Source organism: Brachybacterium alimentarium (genome assembly GCF_002332425.1).
GTDB lineage: Bacteria > Actinomycetota > Actinomycetes > Actinomycetales > Dermabacteraceae > Brachybacterium > Brachybacterium alimentarium.
The window spans coordinates 13,514-37,261 of record NZ_NRGS01000013.1 but is presented as its reverse complement, the minus strand read 5'-3'; the positions used below and the strand labels follow the sequence as shown (position 1 = coordinate 37,261).

The 23,748-nt window shown below is 70.4% G+C and carries 18 protein-coding genes and 1 tRNA gene; 3 read left to right on the top strand and 16 right to left on the bottom strand.

The features are described from left to right. Positions 1-983: 983 nt before the first annotated feature. From CIK71_RS09150 to CIK71_RS09105, 10 genes are all read right to left on the bottom strand, one after another. Positions 984-1,069 (bottom strand) — tRNA-Ser (locus CIK71_RS09150). A 64-nt stretch (positions 1,070-1,133) separates the two neighbouring features. Further along, complete coding sequence (locus tag CIK71_RS09145; protein ID WP_096165079.1) at positions 1,134-1,985, bottom strand: universal stress protein; 852 nt, start codon at positions 1,983-1,985, stop codon at positions 1,134-1,136. Positions 1,986-2,078: 93 nt separating this feature from the next. Further along, complete coding sequence (locus CIK71_RS17710; RefSeq protein WP_245857436.1) at positions 2,079-2,468, bottom strand: substrate-binding domain-containing protein; 390 nt, start codon at positions 2,466-2,468, stop codon at positions 2,079-2,081. After that, positions 2,360-2,917, bottom strand: coding sequence for a type 1 periplasmic-binding domain-containing protein (locus CIK71_RS18020; RefSeq protein WP_245857434.1), 558 nt, complete (start codon positions 2,915-2,917; stop codon positions 2,360-2,362). The genes CIK71_RS17710 and CIK71_RS18020 overlap by 109 nt, the downstream gene beginning before the upstream one ends. Then, positions 2,917-5,592, bottom strand: coding sequence for a glycoside hydrolase family 2 protein (locus CIK71_RS09135; RefSeq protein WP_176485597.1), 2,676 nt, complete (start codon positions 5,590-5,592; stop codon positions 2,917-2,919). The genes CIK71_RS18020 and CIK71_RS09135 overlap by 1 nt, the downstream gene beginning before the upstream one ends. After that, positions 5,589-6,449 (bottom strand): ABC transporter ATP-binding protein, encoded by an 861-nt coding sequence (locus CIK71_RS09125; protein ID WP_096165066.1) that lies wholly within the window; start codon positions 6,447-6,449, stop codon positions 5,589-5,591. Before CIK71_RS09125 ends, CIK71_RS09135 begins: the two co-directional genes overlap by 4 nt. Next, complete coding sequence (locus CIK71_RS09120; protein ID WP_096165064.1) at positions 6,446-7,324, bottom strand: ABC transporter ATP-binding protein; 879 nt, start codon at positions 7,322-7,324, stop codon at positions 6,446-6,448. The genes CIK71_RS09125 and CIK71_RS09120 overlap by 4 nt, the downstream gene beginning before the upstream one ends. After that, positions 7,321-8,325, bottom strand: a complete 1,005-nt coding sequence (locus CIK71_RS09115) for an ABC transporter permease (RefSeq protein WP_096165061.1) — start codon at positions 8,323-8,325, stop codon at positions 7,321-7,323. Before CIK71_RS09115 ends, CIK71_RS09120 begins: the two co-directional genes overlap by 4 nt. Positions 8,326-8,334: 9 nt before the next feature. Then, positions 8,335-9,321: an ABC transporter permease gene (locus tag CIK71_RS09110; RefSeq protein ID WP_096165059.1), complete on the bottom strand. Its 987-nt coding sequence runs from the start codon at positions 9,319-9,321 to the stop codon at positions 8,335-8,337. 75 nt (positions 9,322-9,396) lie between these two features. Further along, the gene (locus tag CIK71_RS09105; protein ID WP_096165056.1) at positions 9,397-11,091 is read right to left on the bottom strand and encodes an ABC transporter substrate-binding protein; all 1,695 of its coding nucleotides are present in this window, start codon (positions 11,089-11,091) and stop codon (positions 9,397-9,399) included. Positions 11,092-11,279: 188 nt separating this feature from the next. Between CIK71_RS09105 and CIK71_RS09100 the strand changes: the two genes are divergently transcribed. Beyond that, a complete protein-coding gene (locus CIK71_RS09100) occupies positions 11,280-12,341 on the top strand; it encodes an ROK family transcriptional regulator (RefSeq protein WP_096165055.1) in 1,062 nt (353 codons plus the stop codon). 43 nt (positions 12,342-12,384) lie between these two features. On the opposite strand, the gene CIK71_RS09095 is transcribed toward CIK71_RS09100, so the two are convergent. Further along, the gene (locus tag CIK71_RS09095) at positions 12,385-13,341 is read right to left on the bottom strand and encodes a helix-turn-helix domain-containing protein (protein WP_245857433.1); all 957 of its coding nucleotides are present in this window, start codon (positions 13,339-13,341) and stop codon (positions 12,385-12,387) included. Positions 13,342-13,963: 622 nt separating this feature from the next. Between CIK71_RS09095 and CIK71_RS09090 the strand changes: the two genes are divergently transcribed. Further along, the gene (locus tag CIK71_RS09090; RefSeq protein WP_114328149.1) at positions 13,964-16,126 is read left to right on the top strand and encodes a prolyl oligopeptidase family serine peptidase; all 2,163 of its coding nucleotides are present in this window, start codon (positions 13,964-13,966) and stop codon (positions 16,124-16,126) included. An 87-nt stretch (positions 16,127-16,213) separates the two neighbouring features. Further along, positions 16,214-18,328 carry a S9 family peptidase gene (locus CIK71_RS09085; protein ID WP_096165051.1) on the top strand — a complete coding sequence of 705 codons (2,115 nt, stop codon included), beginning with the start codon at positions 16,214-16,216 and terminating at the stop codon, positions 18,326-18,328. A gap of 8 nt (positions 18,329-18,336) precedes the next feature. Here CIK71_RS09085 and CIK71_RS09080 read toward each other — a convergent pair whose 3' ends face one another. From CIK71_RS09080 to CIK71_RS09060, 5 genes are all read right to left on the bottom strand, one after another. Continuing rightward, entirely contained in the window at positions 18,337-19,125 is a 789-nt protein-coding gene (locus tag CIK71_RS09080) for an SDR family NAD(P)-dependent oxidoreductase (RefSeq protein ID WP_096165046.1), read from the bottom strand. Positions 19,126-19,138: 13 nt separating this feature from the next. Next, on the bottom strand, positions 19,139-19,993 hold the full coding sequence (locus CIK71_RS09075) for a MetQ/NlpA family ABC transporter substrate-binding protein (protein WP_096165044.1): 855 nt from the start codon (positions 19,991-19,993) through the stop codon (positions 19,139-19,141). Between the two features lie 32 nt (positions 19,994-20,025). Continuing rightward, positions 20,026-20,718 carry a methionine ABC transporter permease gene (locus tag CIK71_RS09070; RefSeq protein ID WP_096165042.1) on the bottom strand — a complete coding sequence of 231 codons (693 nt, stop codon included), beginning with the start codon at positions 20,716-20,718 and terminating at the stop codon, positions 20,026-20,028. Continuing rightward, complete coding sequence (locus tag CIK71_RS09065; RefSeq protein WP_158542047.1) at positions 20,718-21,734, bottom strand: methionine ABC transporter ATP-binding protein; 1,017 nt, start codon at positions 21,732-21,734, stop codon at positions 20,718-20,720. The genes CIK71_RS09070 and CIK71_RS09065 overlap by 1 nt, the downstream gene beginning before the upstream one ends. Positions 21,735-21,865: 131 nt before the next feature. Further along, the gene (locus CIK71_RS09060) at positions 21,866-23,539 is read right to left on the bottom strand and encodes an ABC-F family ATP-binding cassette domain-containing protein (protein ID WP_096165038.1); all 1,674 of its coding nucleotides are present in this window, start codon (positions 23,537-23,539) and stop codon (positions 21,866-21,868) included. Between the last annotated feature and the right edge of the window lie 209 nt (positions 23,540-23,748).

Below are 23,748 nucleotides of genomic sequence, written 5' to 3'. Positions count from 1 at the left end.
AACACGCGCACTCAGAACTCCAAGCCACCAGGCTCTTTACTCCGAGGCAACCCCTAAAGCTTAAGGGGATCGACTTCTTCTTGTCAACTCGACTCGGTGTGACCCGCGTCGTATTCGATTTTGAAGAGTCCCGCATGTGCTTTGCAGTTCCGGTTCCGCGGGCTGGCCTTCCGGCCTTTCCGTTTTCCCGTCTTGCTGGGCACAAGGAAGAACATTACGCAGATCCGGAGGGGTCGTCAAGCCAGAACGGCCTCTCCGGAGGGTGACCGTGGCAACACTTCCTCGATGGGGTGGATCGGGCGCGTATCTGCTAGTCAGGCGGACCTTCTGGCCGCGTTGCGCCGCCCGTGGCCAGGACGCTCGGCGAGCTCCTGGTCGGCGGTGTCGAGACTCGGCGGGGCGTCGGCCGTCCGGACCCCTCGAGCTCCTCCTCTGAGCTGCCCCGCGAGGGGAGGCGTCGGGAGCGTCGGCGGGGATCCCGTGCCGGGGCTCCCCTGTCGGCCCGACGGGGCACCTCCGGGACTCACGCGTCATGACCGGGAGAGTCCCGAGGCCCGGACCTGTCCCCGGGCGAGGCCAGCGACCCGAAGGCGTTGACGCGTTTCGGAGAGGCGTCGAGGAACTCTCGATCCCAGAGGCGTCTAGCGACGATCGTCCAGCGTTGATCGAGGCATCGGCGCGAGCGCCCGCGGGAACGCGCAGTCAGGAACGGGAGCGGCCCTCGATGGCGTCGGGCGCGTCTGTGCGCTGGCAGCCCGCTGCTCCCTGGCCACGAGCTGCCAGCACCCCTCTGAAGGCGGCCCCCTCTGGAGGCGATACCCGCGCCCCGTGCGCACCGCGGCTCATCAGCCGGTCACCGGGCTGTCGCCCATAGTCGCCCTGCCCTGCCCTGCCCTGCCCTGCCGGTCCCTCGTGGCATGACGAAGGCCCCGTCGGATTCCGACGGGGCCTTCGTGGTGCCCGGGGTTTCCCCGGGCCAAGAGCGGTAGCGGCGGGATTTGAACCCGCGGTGGCTATGAACCACACATCATTTCGAGTGATGCACCTTCGGCCGCTCGGACACGCTACCGCCGTACAGACTAGCGGTCCTGGGGCCCACCGTTCAAACCATGGCGGTGCAGACGCGAGTCAGGTCACTCGGCGAGGTGCCGGCGCACGACCACGACGTTGCCCGTGGCGTGCAGAACGGTGGCATGCACGGTGGATCCGAGCGGCCCGTGGCTGTGCCCCCGATGCCCCATGACGAGGATGCGAGCTCCGGCGGCGGCCGTCAGCAGACCATCCGCCGCGGAGCGTCCCTCGAGCACCCGGGTCTCCACCGTCAGGCCGTCATGAGCGGCCAGCGCCTGCGCGGACGCGCCGTCCAGCAGCGACCGGGTCCGTGCGTCGATCGCCCCGGTGCCGCCGCCGGACCGTCCAGGCCCATCGGGGCGCACGTGCACGATCCGCAGGGGCACGGCCCAGCTGCTGGCCAGGTCCGCAGCGACCTCGACCGCCTCGGCAGCGGAGGGCGACCCGTCGGCGGCGACCAGAACAGGGCCCGCCGTGTGCTGCTCGGAGCGGATCACCGCGACAGGGCAGCCTGCGTCATGGAGGATCCCCCGGCTGACGGAGCCGAGCAGCGTGCTCAGCACGGGGCCGAGCCCGCGTGTGCCGACGACCAGCATCTCCGTCGTCTGCGAGATCTGATCGAGGACGTCGCGCGCGGTGCCCGGAAGCAGATCCGTGTGGACCTGCACGTCGGGCTCGCGGGCCGCGATGGCCTCGGCGGCGGCGTCGAGCAGCTGCATCGCCTGGTTGCGGGGCCCGGCGGAGTCCATCACGGGCACGCCCGCGAGTCCGCTCCCGAGGAGGGGCCAGGACCAGGCGTGGACGATGCGCAGCCCCACTCCCGTGCTGCGGGCGAGCGCGGCGGCCCAGCGGACGGCCGCGGCAGAGGCCGAGGTGTCGTCATACCCGACCACGATGCTCCGCGTGAGGTCCACGGTCCACACCTCCTCGTCCGAGACGGCTGCTACCCCGAGGATACGCCGTGCGCCCCCTCCTGACGAGGGATCCTGCGGTGCGCCCCGCCGAGCTCAGCCTGTCGCGGCCAGGGAGCCGCGGGGCACGATCCTCGGGATCTCCGCGACCCGGCGCATCGCCTCCGAGTCCCCTGCGAGCAGGGCGATCGCGGCGGTCCCCAGTTCGGTCCCCAGCTGGGGCGCCCGATGACCGAGCACGGCGAGGGGCGGGTCGTAGGTCTGGCACGACAGCGAGTCGTCCCAGGACACCACCGAGATGTCCCCCGGCACGTCGACCCCGAGCCGGTGCAGCGCGTCGGCGCCGCCGATGGCCATCGCGTCGTTGTCGAAGACGATCACGGTGGGCACCTCCTCGAGGGCGAGCAGGGCACGCACGCACCGCTCCCCGCTGGCCGTCCCGTAGTCCCCCTCGAGGTACGACGGTGCCAGCGCATGGTCGGCCATGAAGTCGACATATGCCCCGAGGCGCCACTGCGAATGGAGCAGCTCTCCCGGCCCGCCCACGTGCGGATCCGGTGATGGCCCAGGGCGAGCAGCTCCTCCAGCAGCACGTGCATGGAGCGGCTGTTGTCGGTGAGCACCGCCGCCTCGGCCCCCGTCTGACGCACGTCCCCGACGAGGACGAAGGGCATCCGCAGCTCGCGCAGCAGCCGCGGGCGAGGGTCGTCGCGGCGGAGGTCCTTGAGGATGACGACGTCCACGAGGCGCTGATGTGCCCAGCGACGGATCAGCGCGATCTCCGCCTCCAAGGTGTCGACCACCGCGCTGAGCACCGAGTACCCCTCGGCGACCGCGGTCTCCTCGACCCCGCGCAGCACGAGGGTGTGGAACTGCTCGGAGCTCGCCGACCACATCGAGCGCGGAACGGGCATGCCGATGGTGCCGGCAGCCATCAGGTCACCAGGTCGTTCGCACTCATCAGCACGGTGCTCGCGAGATAGGCCTCCGGCGGCTCACTGCTCGTCGTCCGCACCCGGATCGAGACCTCCTCCCCCGGCAGCAGCGTGTGCAGCTGGGTCTCGGCCACGGCGTCGGGATCCACCTTGTCGGCGAGGACGCACAGGTCGCGCACGGTCCCGGACGCACGCACGCTGATCTCCACGCCGCCCTCGACGGCTCGCGCCGATGCCTCATAGGCGCCGGCCACCAGCGCGGAGTCACGGTCCTCCGCGAAGAAGTGCACGCAGCGGGACCCCGCGGCCTCCACCACGAGCACCTGGTCGCGAGCGTCCTGCGGGGCCAGCAGCTCGGGCGGGACGGGGAGCGTCACCGCACTGCGCGCCGGAGCGTCCAGCTCGAGCAGTGCTTCGGCGAGCACCTGCCCGGCCAGCGTCTGTCGCCGCAGCCGCACGTCGCCGACGAGCGGGTCGGGGCGGTCGTTGACCACGCTGACCACCGGGCCGGCCGCTCGCGGCTGCACGGTGATCAGCAGCGGCGCGTACAGGTCGCGCAGCGCATACCAGAGCAGCTTGCGCCGCCGGTCGCCATCGACCGCGGCCCACGAGGTCACGGGCCAGCAGTCGTTCAGCTGCCACACGATCGTCCCGCCGCAACGGGGCCAGTACGACAGGTAGTGCCCGATCCCGCAGATCAGGGCGCGCGCCTGGTTCAGCTGCGTCGCGAAGTGGAAGGCCTCGAAGCCGTCCACCTCGGGCAGGTGCGGAGCCATGCCGCGACGCAGCTTGTCCTGCCCTCCCACCGCCTTCTGATGGGACAGCATCGCCTCGGAATCGGCCTCCAGGGGGCGCTCAGTGAGGGCACGGGCGATGGTGGCCCAGTTCGCCGGGCCCTGATAGCCGAACTCTGCGGAGAAACGCGGGATGGTGTCGCGGTAGCGCGTGTAGTCGTTGTCGTCCTCCGAGGCCCAGGCCACCCAGTTGTGCACGGTCCCGTGATCGGGATGGCGAGGCTGATCGACCATCGGCCGCGAGTACGGGCTGGAGGGGGTGAAGCTGCGCGACGGGTCGAGCTCCGCCAGCAGTGCCGGGAAGATCTCCGTGTAGTAGGCGTTGCCCCAGCCCTGCCCCTCGGGCAACATGTCCTTCCACCCCCAATGGTAGTAGCCCTCGACGTTCTCGTTGCTGCCGTTCCAGTGCACGAGTGCGGGATGCCAGGCCAGGCGCACGATGTGCTCCCGGGCTTCGGCGATCACCTCGGACCGCAGGGGCTCGAGCTCCGAGTAGGCGGCGCAGGCCATCGCGAAGTCCTGCCACACCATGATCCCGAGCTCGTCGCACAGCGCATAGAGCTCCTCGGAGGCGTACAGTCCGCCGCCCCAGATGCGCAGGATGTTCATCCCGGCATCGACGGCATCGGCCACGGCGGCGCGATAGTCCTCCCCGGTCAGGCGGGAGGGGAAGCAGTCATCGGGGATCCAGTTGGCGCCCTTGGCGAGGATCGGGGCGCCATTCACGACGACCGTGAAGGAGGTGCCGATCTCGTCCGGCTCCTCGACCGCTCCCGCGGTGCGGAACCCGACCCGGTGCTCCTGGGAATCCAGCAGCGCACCCTCCGCATCCCGCAGCTCCACCCGCACGTCGTACAGGGGCTGCTCGCCGTAGCCGCGCGGCCACCACAGCTGCGCGTCGGCCACCGCGGCCTCGAGCTGCGCCGACGAGTCCGTCGCCCGTGCCGAGGCGTCCGCGACGATGCTGCCGTCCGGCGCGTTCACCAGCAGACGCACGGTGTACTCGGTGTCGCCGGTGTCGTCGGTGTGTCCTGTGCGCTCGGTGTGCTCAGTGGGCTCGGTGTCCTCGGTGGCCTCCATGGGGTCGGCCGACGGGCCTGCTGCGAGGCCGGCCGACGAACCGTCGGCAGGTGCGGCCGACCGCTCGGCAGTCTCCAGCAGAGTCTGCACCGACACCCGGCCGGTGGACCCCTCGACGGTGATCTGCGGCCGGGCCTCCGCGAGCCGCGCTGCGGACCATTCCTCGAGGCCGATCGGCCCGGAGATCCCGCTGGTGACCAGGACCGGTCCCCAATCCCAGCCGAAGTTGCAGGCCATCTTGCGGATCGCGTTGTAGGGCAGGTCGTTGCCCACCACCGGCAGATCGCCGAGCACCTCGGTGTTCTCCCGGGCCGTGCGCAACGGAGAGGCGAACCGGATCTCGAGCACGTTCTCCCCCTCCCGCAGCAGCGCGGTGACGTCGAACCGCCAGGAGCGGTGCTGGTTCTGCACGGTCGCCACATGCTGCCCGTTCAGCAGCACGGTCGCTGCGGTATCGAGCTCGGCGGCCACCAGGTCCACGCGGTCCGCGCCGCTCGGGGACCAGTCGAAGGTGCTCGTGTAGGAGAGGTCGACCTCTCCGGACCAGGCCAGCTCGTGCTCATGGCGGTCCAGATACGGGTCGGGGATCAACTCGGCCGCCAGCAGGTCGGTGAGGAAGGTGCCGGGCACCGTGGCCGGAACGTCCTGGATCACGAAGGGCGCGGGCCCGTCGGTCACGCTCACCGACCAGCTCTCGTGCAGGTCACGCCGGATGATCGATGCCGGTGAGCCGGCCGAGCGTGTCGTCCTGAGGGGCCGGGCCGGATCGGGAGAGCTGGTCGAACTGGTCGAGCTGGTCACTGGGGCTCCTCCAGAGCGGCGAGATGGTCGGGCATGGGCACTCCGCGCCGTTGCGCCTCCGCGAGGAAGCGCGGGTTCGCGGCGGGTTCGGGGGCGGCCACCAGCAGCTGCTTGGTGAACTCCGCCTGCGGCGACAGGATCACGTCGTCGGACGGCCCGCGCTCCACCACGTCGCCGCGGTACATCACGAGGATCTCGTCGGAGAAGTGGCGTGCGGTGGCCAGGTCATGGGTGATGTAGAGCAGCGCCAGGTTCTCCTCGCGCTGCAGTCTCGCCAGCAGGTTCAGCACCCCCAGACGGATCGACACGTCGAGCATGGACACGGGTTCGTCGGCCACGAGCACGCTCGGCTCCGGCGCCAGCGCGCGGGCGATCGCCACCCGCTGACGCTGGCCGCCCGAGAGCTCGTGCGGTTTCCGGTCGATGAACGCCTCGGCCGGGGTGAGGTTCACCCTTTCCAGCAGGGCGAGCGCCTTCTCGCGCGCATCGGCCTTGGTCGCCTTGCCGTGCAGCCGCAGCGGACGCTCCAGGTGGTGGCCGATGCTGTGGAAGGGGTTGAGCGAGGCGAACGGGTCCTGGAACACCATCTGGACCTCGTCGCGATAGGCGGCCAAGGACCTGCCTCGTCGGCCCACGGGCTTCCCGTTCAGGGTGATCGATCCCGACGTGGGCGTCTCGAGCTGGGCGATCAGCTTCGCGATCGTCGACTTCCCCGAACCGGACTGCCCCACGAGCGCGACCGTGCGCCCCGGGGACAGCTCGAAGTCCACGGCCTTGACCGCCTCGAGCCGGCTGAACCGGAGCCCGTCGCGCAGCAGATAGGTCTTGGTGAGTTCCTTGACGACGAGGGTGCTCATCGCGCCTCCTCGACGTCGAATCCGGCCCGCACGAAGTCACCGGTCGATCCGGTCAACGACGGGAAGGAGCCCAGCAGCTTGCGGGTATAGGGATCGCGCGGCTCGAAGTAGAGGTTCTCCGCGGTGTCCAGCTCGATGATCTCGCCGCTGCGCATCACCGCGATGCGGTCCGCGACCTCCAGCAGCATGGGCAGGTCGTGCGTGATGAACACGACCGCGAACCCGAGCTCCTGGCGCAGCCGCAGGATCTCCATCAGGATCTCCCGCTGGACCACCACGTCCAGCGCCGTCGTCGGCTCGTCCATGATCATCAGCTGCGGATCCAGTGCCAGCGCCATCGCGATCATGACGCGCTGACGCATGCCGCCGGAGAGCTCGTGGGGATAGGCGCCGATCCGCGAGGGCTCGACGCCCACCAGCTCGAGCAGCTCCTTGGAACGGCGCAGCCTCTCCGCCCCGGACATCCCGGGACGGTGCGTGGTGAACACGTCGCCGAGCTGGGTGCGGATGTTCAGCACCGGGTTCAGGGAGTTCATCGCTCCCTGGAAGACCATCGCGACCTGCGACCAGCGGAAGGCGCGCAGTGCGTCCCCCTCCAGACCGAGCACGTCGATGTCGCCGCCGTCGCGGTCATGGAAGACGACCGATCCGGAGGTGATGCGCGCCGGCGGGCGGTGCAGCTGGTTCAGCCCGTAGGCCAGAGTCGTCTTCCCGCAACCCGACTCACCGGCCAGGCCCAGGATCTCCCCGCGCCGCAGCGCGAAGGACGCATCCCTCACCGCGTGGACCGGGTGCTCGACCTCGTAGACCACGTTCAGGTCCTGGACGGTCAGCACCGGCTCGTCGCGAATCGGGGACTGCTCGTGGATGCTCATACCGCCACCTCTTCCTGGTCCGGATCGTGCCCGGAGGTCTCATCGCGCTCGTCCGGCCCGGTGTCGCCCTCGGCCCGCTCCGCCTGCTCCTGCTCGGCCTGCTTACCGGCCTGCTTGACCCGCTTGAGCTGCTTCGGGGCGTTCCGCAGCCGGGGATTGATGATGCCGTCGATGGAGAAGTTGATCAGCGACAGCCCGCCGCCGAGGACGGCGATCATCAGGCCCGGCGGCACGAACCACCACCAGGCGCCGAGGGTGAGGGCCTGGCCGTTCTGCGCGTAGAAGAGCATGGAGCCCCAGGTCTGGGTGCCGTTCACACCGAGACCGATGAAGCTCAGACCCGCTTCGCCGAGGATCGCGGTGATCAGGGCGAACACGAAGCCGCTGGACATGACCGGAAGCAGGTTGGGCAGGATCTCCACCGCGATGATGCGGTGCGGCTTCTCGCCGGCGATCTTCGCGGCCTGCACGTAGTCGCGGTTGCGGATCGAGAGCGTCTGCGAGCGCAGCACGCGCGCCGAGGCCGCCCAGGACGTGATCGCGAGGATGATCGCGATCAGCAGCAGGCCGCGCTGCTGCACGTACGAGCCGATCACGATCATCAGCGGCAGTCCCGGCAGGATCAGCACCACGTTGGTGAACAGCGAGAACACCTCGTCGAGCCAACCGCCCAGGTATCCGCCGAGGATCCCGAAGAAGGCCGAGAGGAACAGGGCCAGGAACGCGACGATCACGCCGACCAGGAGGGAGCCGCGGGTGGCCCAGGCGAGCTGGGCGAGCACGTCCTGACCGGTCTGGGTGGTGCCCAGCAGGTTCTGGGCCGACGGCCCGTGCATACCGGCGTTGTCGACCGCGTTCGGGTCCGCCACGAAGAACGGGGCGATCAGCCCGAACAGCACGATGGCGAGCACCAGGCCGGCGCCGATCACGAGTGACGGGGTCAGTGCGCGCCCGAGCGCGGCGCGCAGGCGGGAGGGTGTCTGTGACTGTGTCTGGGCCATGTGAGCTCCTCAGCCCCGCGCCCGGGTGCGGGGGTCGATGACGCCGTACAGCAGGTCCACCACGAGGTTCGCGGCGAGCACCGAGACCGTGATGATCAGGAAGAGCCCCTGCATGAGCGCGAAGTCGTTGTTGTTGACCGCCTGCAGCATGGTGAACCCGATGCCGGGGTACGAGAAGACGGATTCGACGATGATCGAGCCGGAGACCACGAAGCCGAGCGAGATCGCGAAGCCCGAGACGCTGGGCAGCATCGCATTGCGCGCGGCGTACATGACCATGATCCGGCGGGGACTGAGGCCCTTGGCCTCCGCGGTGAGGATGTAGTCCTCGCTGAGCGTGGACACCATCATGTTGCGCATCCCCAGCAGCCAGCCGCCCAGGGAGGACAGCACGATCGTCAGCGCGGGCAGGAAGCCGTAGTAGACGGCGTTGGAGAGGAACGGATAGTCGAAGGCGGGCCGCACCATCGACGGGTTGTAGCCGCCCGAGATCGGGAACAGGTCGAGGTTCACGGCGAGCACGTAGATGAACAGCAGCGCGAGCCAGAAGTAGGGCACCGCCTGCAGGATCGTGGTGGCGGGGATGAGCGAGTCCAACCAGGTCCCGCGCTTCCAGCCGGCGAACGTGCCCAGCACCATGCCGATCACGAAGGTGATCGTGGTCGCGAGGCCCACCAGCACCAGGGTCCAGGGCAGCGACTGCGCGATGATCTGGGTGACCGGCGTCGGGAAGTAGGTCACCGAGATGCCGAGGTCTCCCGTGAACAGGCCGCCGAGGTACGCGAAGTACTGCTGGATCATCGGGGTGTCGTCGTCGGCCCCGAGCATGATCTCGATGGCGCGGCGGGTGCCCGGATCCACCGGGCCGCGCAGGGCCAGCTTCGCGAGCACCGCATCGACCGGGCTCCCGGGGAGCAGCCGCGGGATGAAGAAGTTGAGGGTCACCGCGGCCCAGAGGGCCACCAGGTAGAACCCGAGCTTGCGCAGGAGATGCACCGTCGTCCGTCCTTTCGTCGCCGTCTGGAGCAGGGAGGTGCCGCGCCGCCGACGCAGCGGCGCGGCACCCCGGGATCACTCGACGGGCGTGACGGCCTTGAGGACCATGGCGTTGTCCGGCGCGGACCAGGACATCGGGTACGCGTACAGGTCGTCCTCGGTGGGCCATCCGGTGGCGCGGGAGGTGTTGTACTCCGTGAGGCTCGAGCCGATGAGCAGCGGGATGGCGGGCATGACCTCGACCAGGCGCTGCTGGATCACGAAGTAGTGCTCCTTCTTCACCTCGGGATCGTCGGTCGCCGCGGCGGCCTCGAGCGCCGCGTCGACATCGGGGTCCGAGAAGCGGGTGATGTTCTCGTACGGGTTGCCGTTCTCGCCGACGGGCACCGTGTTCCGGGTGGAGAACTGGTTGAGGTACGGGTAGTACGGGTCCGGCGCAGGTCCCTGACCGACGGAGTCGATGACCAGCTGGTACGTGCCCTTGGCCTTCGCGTCGTTCCACTCGTTGACGCTGACCTGCTGCGGGATCAGCTCGATGCCGACCTCCTTGTACTGCTGGGCGAGCGTGTCCAGCGCGGTGACGAAGTCGGACCAGCCCGTGGGGCAGGAGACCGTCATGGAGACGCGCTCGTCACCCTTGGCGTAGACGCCGTCGTCGCCCAGCTCGTAGCCGGCGTCCTCGAGCACTTGCTTGGCCTTGTCGGGCTGCGCGTTCCATGGGGCGACGTCGATCGACGGATCGATGAAGTCCGCGTCGCGCTCGGGCAGGGCGAAGGAGGGCGAGATGTCGGTGCCCAGGTCGAAGAAGGCCAGCTTGGAGAGCTGTTCGCGATCCATCCCGTAGTAGAGGGCCTTGCGCACGGCGACGTCGGTCTGCGGCCCCTCGCAGCCCAGGTCGGGGTTCGAGGAGGCGAACAGGGCCGCCTGCGAGATGCCGGTGTTGGTGAACGCCAGGTCGGGGTTCTTCTCCACGTGCTCGGCGAGGTTCGGGATCGCGGCGGACATGTAGTCGATGTCCCCGGCGAGCCACTGGTCCGTCGCCGACTGGTTGCCGGAGGTGGTGATCGCGCGGACTCCGCCGATCCCCGGCCGCCCCTCCTCCCAGTAGCTCTCGTTGGCCAGCAGCAGGTAGGACTCCGGGGTGAAGTCGTCGAGCTGGAACGGGCCGGTGCCCACCGGATCCTCGTTCGCGTAGGTGGCGAGGTCGTCGACGTCCGCGAAGAGGTGCTCGGGGATGATCCAGGTGCGGGCCAGAGCGTTCGGGCCCTCGAGGAACGACGCGTTCTCGTACGTGATCTCGACGGTCGACTCGTCGGTGGCCTCGGCCGACGGCGCGGTGCCGCCGGCGTTCAGCGCCTCGGTGTCACGGATCTTGTTGAAGGTGAAGGCGACGTCGGCCGCTGTGAAGGGTTCACCGTCTGCCCAGGTCACGCCCTGGCGCACGGCGACCGTGAGGACGGTGCCGTCCTCGTTCCACTCGTAGCTCTCGCCGAGCTGGGGTGCGGGGTCCTGGTCGATCGCCTCGAGCGGGTTGAAGTAGAAGAGCGTCTCGTAGATGAGGCCCTGGACCATCGGGATCACCGACGGCGAGTGCGGGTTGAGGTTCCGCGTGAGCGTGGCCTCGGTGGCGTTGGTGGTGAGAATGGGGCGGGACTCACCATCGCCGCCGCCCTTGGCCTCGAGGTTCGAGCTCTGGCCACAGGCGGCCAGAGCGACCGGAACGGTGCCGACGGCGGCAAGCTTGTACAGGTCACGGCGCTTCAGGTGCATCTTTGCTCTCCTAGTCCACGCGACGTCGCGTGCGTCGGGGACAAGGACCGAGCGGCCCGCCCCTTCTTACTTCATTGACTTAATGAAGTAGCCTCAGTGTGCAAAGAGCGCGACTCTCCGTCAAGAGGCCGCACCCCCTCGGGGAGGTCCCAGATAGGTCACGATCCAGGACAGGCGAGGGGGATGGCATGAGCAGAGCGGGCGTCGGACGGCCCTCCGCGATGGACTCCGCGGTGCTCGAATTCGTGCGCCGCCGCACCGAGACCACGCGCGTCGAGGTCGCTCGCGAGCTGGGCGTCACCGCCGCCACCGTCACCAATTCCGTGAAGCGGCTGCTGTCGGCCGGGCTGCTCCGGGAGAGCGGCTACGCCCGCTCCACCGGCGGCAAGCGGGCCACCCTGCTGCGGGTCGACGACTCCGCCCGGCGAGCGTTGGGCTGCACGCTCGACGAGGACCGCCTCTCCCTGGTCGCCGTCGACACCACCGGCGCGCTGCGCTCCCGAGCAGTGCTCCCGCTCACCGATCCCGCGGACCCCTCCGAGGTCGCCGAGGTGCTGCGCGAGGGCCTGGCGATCATCGCTCCGGGCGATGAGCTCGGGGCCGTGACCGGGGTCGGGTTCGCCGTGCCGAGCGACCTGCCCGCCGAGGTGGCCGACGCGCTGCAGCAGCTGACCCTGGCGCTCGACGTGCGCGCCGTGCGTGGGACCGAGGCGGCCTGCGCGGCGCTGGGCAGCTTCTGGAGCGGGGAGCAGGCCGGATCCGGGCTCTCCGGGACCCTGCATCTGGGCTCGAGCATCGCCCTCGCGCTGCTGCTGGACGGCTCCCCCTTCCGGCCCGACAGCGGCCGCCCCCTGAACCACATGACCCTGGACCCCCGCGGCCCGGAGTGCCCTTGCGGCCGACGCGGATGCCTGCACCTCGCCGTCGCCCCGACCGGGATCGCCGACCTCACCCGCACCGCCCTGACCGCCACGCAGGGGGACGAGGCCGCTGCCGAGGCCGTCATGGTGGCCGCACTCCCCCTGGTCCGCGTCGCCGCGAACCTCAGTAGCGCCGTCGGGCTGGACACCCTGGTGCTGGCGGGCAGTCCCGTGCAGGCCGCCCCGGCGATCTACCTCGACGCCGCCCGACAGTGCTTCGGCGACGACCCCGGCACGCACGTGGTGGTCTCGCAGGTCCAGCCCCACCCGTGCGCCATCGGGGCCGCCGTGCTCGCGCTGCAGACGTTCCTGGAAGCCGGTCGGGCCTGAGGGCCGAAGTGCCCGTACTGCCGACCCGCTCCCCTCAGGACCCTCAGGGCGCGGAGTCGATCTCGTCCCAGCCGTCCTGGTCGCCCTGGTCATCGTCGTCGTCCGGGTCGCCCCAGACCCAGCGCAGCCCGAAGGATCCCGGCCCGAACCGTGACTCGACCAGCTGGACGCGATCACGCTGGTCCAGGCGCACCGGAACGACGGATTCGGCGACCTCGGTGCGCCGATAGCGCTCGTAGTACAGCGGCTTCTCGGCACCGCGGAACTCGGCCTCCAGCAGCACGTCGTGCGCGCGACGAGCCAGGGAGTAGAAGGTGCCCGCCACGTCGCGGGCCTTGGCATGCATCTCCACGCGGTAAGCGAAGCTCGCGACCTGCCCGGCGTTCAGGATGCCGTCGATCAGGAACTCCACACCGTACGCGCGACGCTCGGGCCAGGCCACCTGGCGGCCCACCGCGCAGCCCTCGAGTGCGACGTAGTTCGGCGCCACATTGGGCTCGGACTCGTCGAGCACGTGCACCGCGGGGAGCCTGCACACTCCGGACTCCAGCGCGCGCACGGTGATCCGCGAGGTGAACTGCTGGATGTCCTGCGAGGAGTCGATGATCGCGAGCTGGTGGAAGACCCGCTCGTGGGCGTATCTCTCCGAGGACCCGAACCCCAGCGCGGTGAGCGCGTCGCGGAAGACCTCCTTGCTGCCGCGGCGGCCCACGAACCTGGTGCCCCGCACGGCACGTCCGGTCAGACGAGGCGATCCGATGAGGTCGGCGAAGGAGTCGGGGGCGAAGCCCAGCAGGTCCTCGAGGGCAGCGACCACCCCGAGGGAGGACTCGCTGCCGGGGATGCTCCGGGCGGACTGCCAATTGCTGAGCGTGGCGACGCTCACCGGGCGTCCGCGTGCGCGCAGACGCTGGGAGATTTGCGTTAGCGAGAGTCCGCTGCGCTCGATCTCCGCGCGGAGCGTCCGCGCGAACTCCCCTTCGTCCCCCTCCGGGATCACGTCCCGCTCACCTCACACCCACCGCGGGCACGAGGGACGAGGCAGCGAAGCCGGTACCGGTGCGTGCTCACATCCCCTCAAGTCCCTTCAGGTCCCCTCCATGCGCCGCACCCCGGAGTGCCGGACCTCGCCGTTCACGACTTTTCCCATACCTGTAAAACACCAAGGGTAACGTCCATCACAATACCGGGGGAGGCAATCGGACATATTGCCCGACGCCCCGCCCGGCCGGCACTACCCGATGACGAGACCCGGGCAAGGAGCAGCGAGCAGCATGTCGACCCCTCACCCTGCGATGAGCGCTCCTCCGGAACAGCGGCGCGCCCTGCCCCTCACCGACCGTGATCGTCGGTGCCGCGAATCGCCTTTCCCCCGCAGCACGTCGCTCAGAGGACGCTTCCCGCTGGACAAGGATCCGCCGGAGGGTTGACGCGGTCCCCCTCCCCGCCCCCTCCGCACCGCTGTCCGCGCATCGCCGTCAACGCCGACGTCGACCTGCGCAGACGGCACCACTCGCTCGCACCGCCCCGATCGCGCACCGCCCCTCCCTCGCTCAATGCTCCCCACCCCGTGCCCGACGGTCGGCGCGGCCTCCGGAGCATCACGACACGAAAGCCGAACCATGACTCTGAAAACTCTCGCCGCACCCGGGAACGTCTCGCCGTCCGGGCAGCCGAGGTCCACCGGCTCCACGAGCCGACCCGACGCCCCTCACGCCCCACGACGACCGCGGGAGCGCACTGTTCACGGCGAGAGCGTCGTGACCGGTTACCGCTGGCTGCGCGACCCGTTCGACCCCCGCACCATCTCCCACGCGGAAGCGGAGAACGCCTACACCGCTCGCCGCACAGCGGGCCTCGAGCGCCTCCGCGCCGTCCTCACCCGCGAGGTGCTCCCGCGGCGCTCCGGGACAGCCGCGGCGGTCCCCGTCCTCCACGACGGCTGGTGGTACATCGAACGTCCCGCCGAGGGGACCATCGAGCTGTCCCGAATGCACGAGCTCGACGTCGACGGCGGTATCGGCACTGCTCCTGCTGTCGGCACCGAGGCGTCGTCCCCGCGGGAGCAGTCGGTCCTCACGAATCATCGAGGCGTCGTCGGCGTCACCCTCTCCCTGCGGCAGGACCGGCTCGTCCGTGCCGACGCGACCCCGAACGGCTGTGACCTCACGGTGTTCGACCTCCCCGGTGGGGAGATCCTGGATCGCGCCGTGCACGGGGCCGGCCCGGAGTCGTTCCTCTCCACGGATTCCCGGTGGCTGCTCTACACCCGTCTGGACGACATCGGCCGCAGCCATCAGCTGCGGGCGCATCGCATCGGCGAGGCCGGTGCCGAGGACGTCCTGCTGCTCGAGGAGCCCGATCAGTGGGCCTCCGTCGAGATCAGTCGTTCACGGGACGCCTCGACGCTCGTGGTCCGTTCGACGGCACCACGCACCGCGACCACGTGGATGCTCTCGCTGGACGATCCCACGGCGCCCCCGCGGCGCGTGACGACCGGCCGCGGCCGGTCGCGATGCCAGGTCGAGCACGCCGGGGACCGCCTGCTGGTGCTCCCGCAGGACCCCACGGCGCGGATGCTGCTCGGCGAAGCACCGTTGGACTGGACGGGCGACGCCTCCGACGTCACCACGGTCCTCGAGGCGAGGCAGGGCGACAGCACGGGATCCGTCGTCGCCGAGTCGGCCGAGGCCTTCGCGGGCTTCATCGCGCTCCAGGTGCGCGCCGACGGTCTTCCCGGGGTGCGGGTCATCCCTCGACGGACGGACGGCAGCCTCGATGTCCGCGCCGTGCGCCGGCTCGGCCACGGCGGCCCGCTCGACGCTGTCCGCCTCGACGTCAATCCCTCCTGGACCCAGACCTCCCTCCGCTATCGCCTGGAGAGCCTGATCACCCCGTTCACGGTCGCACGGATCGACGTCGTCACCGGGGAGACGACAGTGCTGCATCAGGACGAGATGCCGGGGCACGCTCCGGAGCGGTACCGCGAGCAGCGCGTCTGGGCGACCTCACCGGACGGGACGCGGATCCCGATCTCCCTCCTGTCGCGTCGGGACGTCCTGGCCGATGGCACGGCGCCGGGACTCCTCTACGGCGAAGGCGCCTTCGGCGTCTCGCTGGATCCGTCGGTGGACCCTGCCGCGCTCGCCCTCGCGGACCGCGGCCTCGTGGTCGCGATCGCCCATGTGCGCGGCGGCGGCGAGATGGGGAGCACCTGGCATCGCGCGGGCCGCCACCTCGCGAAGGCCACCTCGTTCGACGACTTCGTGGCCGCCGGGAACCATCTCGTCTCCACGGGCCTGGTCTCCCCCGAGCGGCTCGGCGCCGCGGGGATCGGCGCCGGGGGCCTCCTGGTGGCGGCGAGCACGAACCTCGCCCCGGGCCTGTTCCGCGCCGTCGTGGCCGGGGCCCCGCAGGCGGACCCGCTCGAGAGCCTCCTGGACCCCGAGGTGATGCTCACCCTCGAGGAGTGGATGGAATGGGGGGATCCCGCCGGCGACGAGGCCGCCTACCGGTGCCTGCGGGACTACAGCCCGGCGGAGAACATCCGGGCCGAGGAGTATCCCGCGGTGTACGCCTGGACCGCTCGCGACGGCACCGACGTCCCGTTCGGGGAGGCGGCCGTCTGGATCTCCCAGCTGCGGGCGACGGTCACCTCGGACCCCGAGGCCCGCCCCGTGCTGCTGCGCTGTCTCGCGGACCTGCAGGACGGCGGCGTCGGGGTGCAGGTCGAGGCGATGGCCTGGCTGCTCGACCAGCTCGGCGCCTCCGTGGCCGACGGCTGAGAGGACCGCGGGAGGCGGCGCCGACGACGCCGCCGTCTCCCGCACTCCGCTCGGGATCGACGGATGCCCGGCCGATACGCTCCACCCATGACGACTTCCGGCACCGCCGCACCCCAGCCTCCGCACCGCCCCACCGAGCGCACCGTCCACGGCGACACCGTCGTGGACCCGTACGAGTGGATGCGCGACAAGACCGATCCCGAGGTGATCTCCCACCTCGAGGCGGAGAACGCCTACGCCGACGCCCGCACCGCGCATCTCACGGAGCTGCGCAGCACTCTGGTGACGGAGTTCGTCGGCCACACCCAGGAGACCGACCTCAGCGTGCCGGTGCGCCGCGACGGCTGGTGGTACATCACCCGCACCACCGCGGGCGACGACTACCCCGCCTTCACCCGCGTGGCCGATGCCGGCGCGCTGCCGCAGGTCGAGCCGGGCGTGCTGCTCGAGGGCGAGCAGATGCTGCTGGACGCCCAGGCCGAGGCCGCCGGCGCCGAGTTCTACTCCCTGGGCGGGCTCGCGCCCTCCCCCGACCACACCCTGCTCGCCTACGCCGTGGACACCGCCGGGGACGAGCGCTTCACCCTCGTGGTGAAGGACATCGCCTCCGGGGAGGTCCTCGACGAGACGGTCACCGACACCGGCTACGGCCTCGCCTTCTCCACCGATCAGCAGTGGCTGTTCTACGCCCGGGTGGACGACGCCTGGCGGCAGCACCAGATCTGGCGCCACCGCATCGGGGCACCCGCCGAGACCGACGAGCTCGTGATCGAGGAGCCCGACGAGCGCTTCATGATCGGCTTCGACCGTTCCCGCGACGGCTCCACCCTGGTGATCCAGGCCGGTTCCACCTCCACCACCGAGGCCTGGCTGCTGGACCTCGCGGAGCCGACGTCGGCCCCCGTGCCCGCCGGCGGCCGCCGCGAGGGCGTCGACTACGGGGTCGAGCACGCCGGGGACCGCCTGCTGGTGGTCCACAACGACGGCGCGACCGGCTTCGCCCTCGCCGAGGCGAGCTTCGAGGAGCCGTCCATCTGGCGCGACCTGCTGGTCGCGGGCGAGGGCGAGCGTCTGCTCGCGGTCGAGGCCTTCGCCTCCTTCGTCGCCCTCGAGCTGCGCAGCGCTGGACTCGCGAGCGTGCGGATCATCCCCCGTGCGGCGGACGGATCCCTGCTGATCGAGCAGGCCGTCGACCTCACCCACGGCGGAGAGCTGGACACCGTCGAGCTCGACACCAACCCGAACTGGGAGCAGAGCACCGTGAGGTACCAGCTCACCAGCATGCTCACCCCGACCACGGTCGCCGAGCGGGACGTCGCCGGCGGGGAGACCACCGTCCTGCGCGTCACGCCGGTGCCGCACTACGACCCGTCGCTGTACGTCGAGCGACGCGAATGGGCCACCGCCGAGGACGGCACCGCGATCCCGCTCAGCGTGGTCGCCCGCCGCGAGGTCGCGACCGACGGCACGGCGCCCGGCTACCTGTACGGCTACGGCTCCTACGAGATGTCGATCGACCCGTCGTTCGTGCCCACCCGGCTGTCCCTGCTGGACCGCGGCGTGGTCATCGCGATCGCGCATGTGCGCGGCGGCGGCGAGATGGGGCGCGACTGGTACGACCACGGGAAGATGCTGGAGAAGAAGAACTCCTTCAGCGACTTCGTGGCCGCCGCGGCGCACCTGACCGACTCGGGCCTGGTCGCTGCGGGGCGTCTCTCGGCCGAGGGCCGCAGCGCGGGCGGCCTGCTCATGGGCGGGATCACGAATCTCGCCCCCGAGCGCTTCCGGGCGGTCATCGCCGGGGTGCCCTTCGTCGATGCGCTGACCACGATCCTGGATCCCTCGCTGCCGCTGACCGTCGGCGAGTGGGAGGAGTGGGGCGACCCGCTGCACGATCCCGAGGTCTACGAGTACATGAAGGAGTACACCCCGTACGAGAACGTGCGCGCGGTGGACTACCCGGCGATCTTCGCCTCGACCTCGCTCAACGACACCCGCGTGTTCTTCGTCGAGCCCGCCAAATGGGTGGCGCGACTGCGCGAGACCGTCACCAGCGACCAGACCGAGCGGCCCATCCTGTTCCGCTGCGAGATGGTCGCCGGCCACGGCGGCCGCTCCGGCCGGTACCGCAAGTGGGAGCAGCGGGCCGACGAGCTGGCCTGGCTGCTCGACCAGCTCGGGGCGACAGAGCTGATCAGCTGATCGACTGATCAGCTGATCAGGTAGCCGCCGTCGACCGGGATCTCCGTGCCGCTGACCATCGAGGCGGCATCGGACGCGAGCCAGACGGCGACGTCGGAGACCTCATGGGGCTGCGCGAAGCGGGACTGCGGGATGCGGGCGAGCATCGGGGCGGCCTTGTCCGGCTGGTCGCCCCACACCCTCTGCCCCATGTCGGTGAGCACGACGGTGGGGCAGATCGAGTTGGCGCGCACACCCTGCGGCCCCAGCTCGAGAGCGAGGGTGCGGGTGGCCATCACCAGGCCGGCCTTGGCGGTGCTGTAGGCGTAGTGCTCGGCCAGGGGGCGCAGTGCGGCGGCGGAGGCGATCGTGATGATCGCGCCGCCGCCCGCTGCGGCCATCGCCGCTCCCGCCCGTGCGGCGAGCAGGGCGGGAGCACGCAGGTTCACCCGCAGGGTCTCGTCGAAGTGCGCGCTGTCCAGCTGGTCGACCGTCTCCGGATGGGAGATGCCGGCGTTGTTGACGAGCACGTCGAGCCCGCCGAGCAGCGTTGCGGCGTCGCCCCAGAGACGGTCCGGCACCTCGGGAGCGGCGAGGTCCGCCGCGAGCACCGCGATGCGGACCCCGTGCTCGCTCGCCAGGCGCCCGGCGGGCTCCTCCAGGGCGGAGGCGTCCCGTGCGGTGAGCACGAGATCCGCGCCGGCGGCCGCGAAGGCCCGGGCGATGTCCGCCCCGATCCCACGGCTCGCGCCTGTGATCAGGGCACGACGGCCGGACAGCGGGCGGCTGGAGGACTCCGGGGGCTCAGGGAGGGTCATCGCCCCAGGCTACTCAGAAGGCGGGGATGACCGAGCCGTCGGTGTACGTCTCCTCGATGAACGCCTTGACCTCGTCGCTGTGCAGCAGCTCGTCGAGCTTCACGATGCCGGCGTTGTCCTTGTCCGCCTCGCGGCACACCAGCATGTTCGAGTACGGGCTGTCCTCGCCCTGCTCGAGCACGATGGCCTCCTCGGAGGGCTTGAGCCCGGCCTCGAGCGCGTAGTTGCCGTTGACGACGCCCGCGGCGAAGTCGGAGAGCGTGCGCGGGATCTGCGCGGCCTCGATCTCGGTGAACGTGAGGTTCTTGGGGTTGTCCTCGATGTCGCCGGTGGTCACGTCGACCGGGTCCACGCCCTCGGCGAGGGTGATCACGTCGTTGTCGGCGAGCAGGCTCAGGCCGCGCCCGCGGTTGGCGGGATCGTTCGAGATCGCGATCTCGTCGCCGTCCTCCAGCTCGTCCAGGCTCGTGATGGTCTCGGAGTACAGACCCATGGGCTCGATGTGCACGCCGTCGAAGCCGTGGAACTCGTAGCCCTTCTCCTCCACCTGGGACTCCAGGAAGTTCGGGGTCTGGTAGAAGTTCGCGTCGAGGTCGCCGTCGTTCAGCGCCGTGTTCGGGAGCTGGTAGTCGGTGTACGGCGTGATGTTCAGGGAGAGCCCGGCGTCGGCCGCGAGGTTGTCCTGCACGAACTGGAGGATGTCACCGTGCGGGGAGGGCGAGGCGCCCACCTCGATGGTGGTGACGCCGTCCTCCTCCTCGGGTCCCTCGGGGCCGCCGGCGCCGCAGGCGGCCAGGGCGAGGGCGCCGAGGCCGGTGCCGGACAGGGCGAACAGGGTGCGGCGGGGGAACGCAGAGCTGACGGACATGGGGATCTCCTAGGGGTGCAGACGGGAACGGGTCAGGACTGGCGGGCGCGGTGGTCGACGGCCTTGCCGAGGAAGGTGCCGAAGGCCTGGATGACGATGACCATGACCACCAGCAGTACGACGGTCGCGACCATCACGACGTTGTCGTAGCTCTGGTAGCCCATGCGGGTCGCGAGGTCGCCGAGGCCCTTGCCGCCCACCACCCCGGCCATGGCCGTGTAGCCGATGACGGTGATGGTGGTGGTGGTCAGCGAGCCGATGATGCCGGGCAGCGCCTCGGGCAGGAGCACCTGCCGGATCACCTGCCAGCGCGAGGCGCCCATCATCTGGGTGGCCTCGATCTTGCCGGCGGAGATCTCGCGCAGGTTGATCTCGATGAGGCGGGCGAGGAACGGGATCGCGGAGACCGTGAGCGCGAACATCGCGGCGTTCGGCCCGGTCACGCGGCCCACGACGAAGCGGGTCACGGGGATCAGCGCGATGATCAGGATGATGAACGGGAACGAGCGGCCGACGTTGACGATGAAGCCGACGACGCGGTTGACCCAGCGGGCCAGCGACCCGTGGGCCTTCTCCGTCTCGAACAGCAGCACACCCAAGGGCAGGCCCACCAGGGTCGCGAACAGCATCGTGCCGGCGGTCATGTAGAGCGTGATCAGGGCGTTCGACCACAGACTGGTGTTGGGATCCCAGGTCGAGAAGACCGGGTTCTGGAGCCACTCCATCACGTGGTCACCTCCTTGGCGACGACGCCCTCGGCGTCGAGCTCGTGCAGGAAGGCGGCGAGGCCCTCCCGGCTGATGGGCTCACCGGAATGGTTCTGCAGGGCGAGCTGGACCCGGCCCACCTGGCGGCCGCTGATGGTCTCGATGATCCCGGCGACGATGCTCGCGTGAGCGCCGTGCTCGGCGGCCAGCTGCACCAGGTCCTCGTTGGTGCGGAAGCAGCCCGTCTGCCCGTAGTCGCAGTTCACGAGCACCGCATCGATGCCGGTGGGGGCCGGCGGCAGCGGGATCAGCTCGCCGGACAGCGGACCCTGCGGATCCCCCGCCACCTCGAGCAGGGTCCCGGTCTGGGCCACACGGCCGTTCTCCAGCAGGGTCACGGTGTCGCAGACCTCGCGCACCACACCCATCTCGTGGGTGATGATCACGACCGTGATCCCGAGACGTTCCCGCAGATCGGCGATGAGATCGAGGATCTGCTGGGTGGTGGAGCCGTCGAGCGCGCTGGTGGGCTCGTCGCACAGCAGCACCTTGGGCTCCGCGGCCAGGCCGCGGGCGATGCCCACACGCTGGATCTGGCCGCCGGAGAGCTGGGCGGGATGGTTGTGCTCGCGCCCGCTCAGCCCCACGAGCTCGACCAGCTCGGCGACGCGGCGCTCGCGCTCGGCGCGGGGCACCCCGGCGATCTCGAGCGGATGGGCGATGTTCTGGGCGGCGGTGCGGGAGTCCAGCAGGTTCGCGTGCTGGAACACCATGCCGATGTTGCGGCGCGCGGCGCGCAGCTCCTTGCCCTCGAGCGCGGCCACGTCGGTGCCGTCCACCTCGACCCGCCCGGTCGTGGGCTTCTCGAGCCCCGTCAGGCAGCGGATGAGCGTCGACTTGCCGGCGCCGGAGCGGCCGACGATGCCGTGCACGCGCCCCGGTTCGAGGTGGAGGTCGATCCCGCCGAGCGCGACGACGGGGTCTCCCCCGCCGGGTGCGGGAAAGACCTTCGTGAGGCCATCGAGAGTGATCACCCCCGAAGTCAAGCACCCCGCCCCGCCCTGCCCGGAGAACTTGTTCATCCGGAGAAACAAACGTCACAGGCCAGGTGCGGGGTGTGTGGACGGGATCACTCCTGCGGGGTTCTCCCCTCAGGACTCTCTCCTCAGCCGCGGACGCGCTGGACCCGCGTCTCGTCCCAGACGGGCACGTCGGACTCGTACACCTCGGCGTCGGCGCCGAACACCAGGAACCGGTCGACATCACGCACGAACCAGCGGTCGTGGGTGACGGCGATGACCGTCCCCTCGAAGGTGGCCAGAGCCTGCTGGAGGGCGTCGGCCGATTCGAGGTCGAGGTTGTCGGTGGGCTCGTCGAGCAGCAGCAGACTCGCCCCGCCCAGCTCGAGCAGGAGGATCTGGAACCTCGCCTGCTGCCCGCCGGAGAGCGAGTCGAAGGTCTGCTCGGCGGCGCGGGCGAGCTCGTAGCGGGCCAGCACCCGGGCGGCCTCCTCACGCGGCCTGCCGGCACGGTGCTCGTCCCCGCGGTGCAGGATGTCCAGCAGGGTCCGTCCCGCGAGGTCGGCCCGACCGTGGGTCTGGGCGAACCATCCCGGGCGTACGCGCGCTCCGAGCCGGGCCGTACCCGTGTGCTCCACCGGTTCGATCGGCACGTCGGAGACCGGGAGATGCTCGGGCTCGGGATCGCTGCCGCCGGCGGCGAGCAGGCGCAGGAAGTGCGACTTGCCAGAGCCGTTGGAGCCGAGCACGGCCACGCGATCGCCGAAGCGCACCTCGAGGTTGAAGGGGAGCATGAGGTCGACCAGTTCGAGGTCCTGGCACACCACCGCGCGCTTGCCGGTGCGTCCGCCCCGCAGGCGCATGGCGAGCTTCTGCTCCCGCGGCTGCTGCTCGGGCGGCCCGGCGTCCTCGAAGCGGGCCAGGCGGGTCTGCGCGGCCCGATAGCGCGACGTCATGTCCGAGTTGTAAGCGGCCTTCTGCTTGTACATCTGCACCAGGGCACGCAGCTTCGCATGTTCCTCGTCCCACCGCCGGCGCAGCTCGTCCAGCCGTTCGAACCGCTTCTCGCGGGCCTGCTGGTAGCTCGCGAACCCGCCCGGGTGCGTCCAGGCGGTGTTCCCTGCAGCCCCCAGCTCGAGGGTGACGACGGCGGTCGCGGTGCGGGCCAGCAGCTCGCGGTCGTGACTGACGAACAGCACGTTCTTGTCGGACTCGAACAGACGCTCCTCGAGCCAGCGTTTGCCGGGCACGTCGAGGAAGTTGTCCGGCTCGTCCAGCAGCAGCATCTCGTCGGGCCCGCGCAGCAGGGCCTCCAGCGCGAGGCGCTTCTGCTCTCCGCCGGAGAGCGACGGCACGGGACGGTCCCGGCAGCCCTCGAACGTCTCTCCGAGCGCGGCCATCGTGCAGACGTCCCACAGCACCTCGGCCTCGTAGCCTCCGGCCTCGCCCCAGCCGGCGAGCGCGGCCGCGTAGTCCATCTGCGCGGCCGTCGAATCGCTGTGCACCATCGCCTGTTCGGAGCGATCGACGGCGGCGGCCGCGCGGCGAAGCGTCGGAGGCGAGACCGACAGGAGCAGCTCCCGCACCGTGCCGCCGGCGAGGAACTGTCGCATGATCCCGAGCGTCCCGTCCTGCGTGATGGCCCCCGAATCCGGGGTCAGGTCGCCGGTGATGAGGCGCAGCAGAGTGGTCTTGCCGGCACCGTTGGCCCCGATGAGCGCCACCCGCGCGCCCTCGCCTACTCGGAAGGAGACGTCGCTCAGCAGGGGTCTGCCGTCGGCCAGCGTGTAGTCGATGCCGGCGATGTCGAGGTGTGCCATGTCCTCAGGGTGACCCAGAAGAGCTGTGGAGTCAGCTGAATACTCGACGCCGCGGCCCGCTCGGCGCCCCCGTCGCCGCGCACCCCTGACATTTCTCATGGGTGGCCGGTGACGGACCCATCGATGCCGGTGAGAGGGAGCTCTACTGGCAGCAGCCCCGCCGACGGACAGTAGAGGCATCAACCAAGCCTCGGACGCCACGCAGGCCA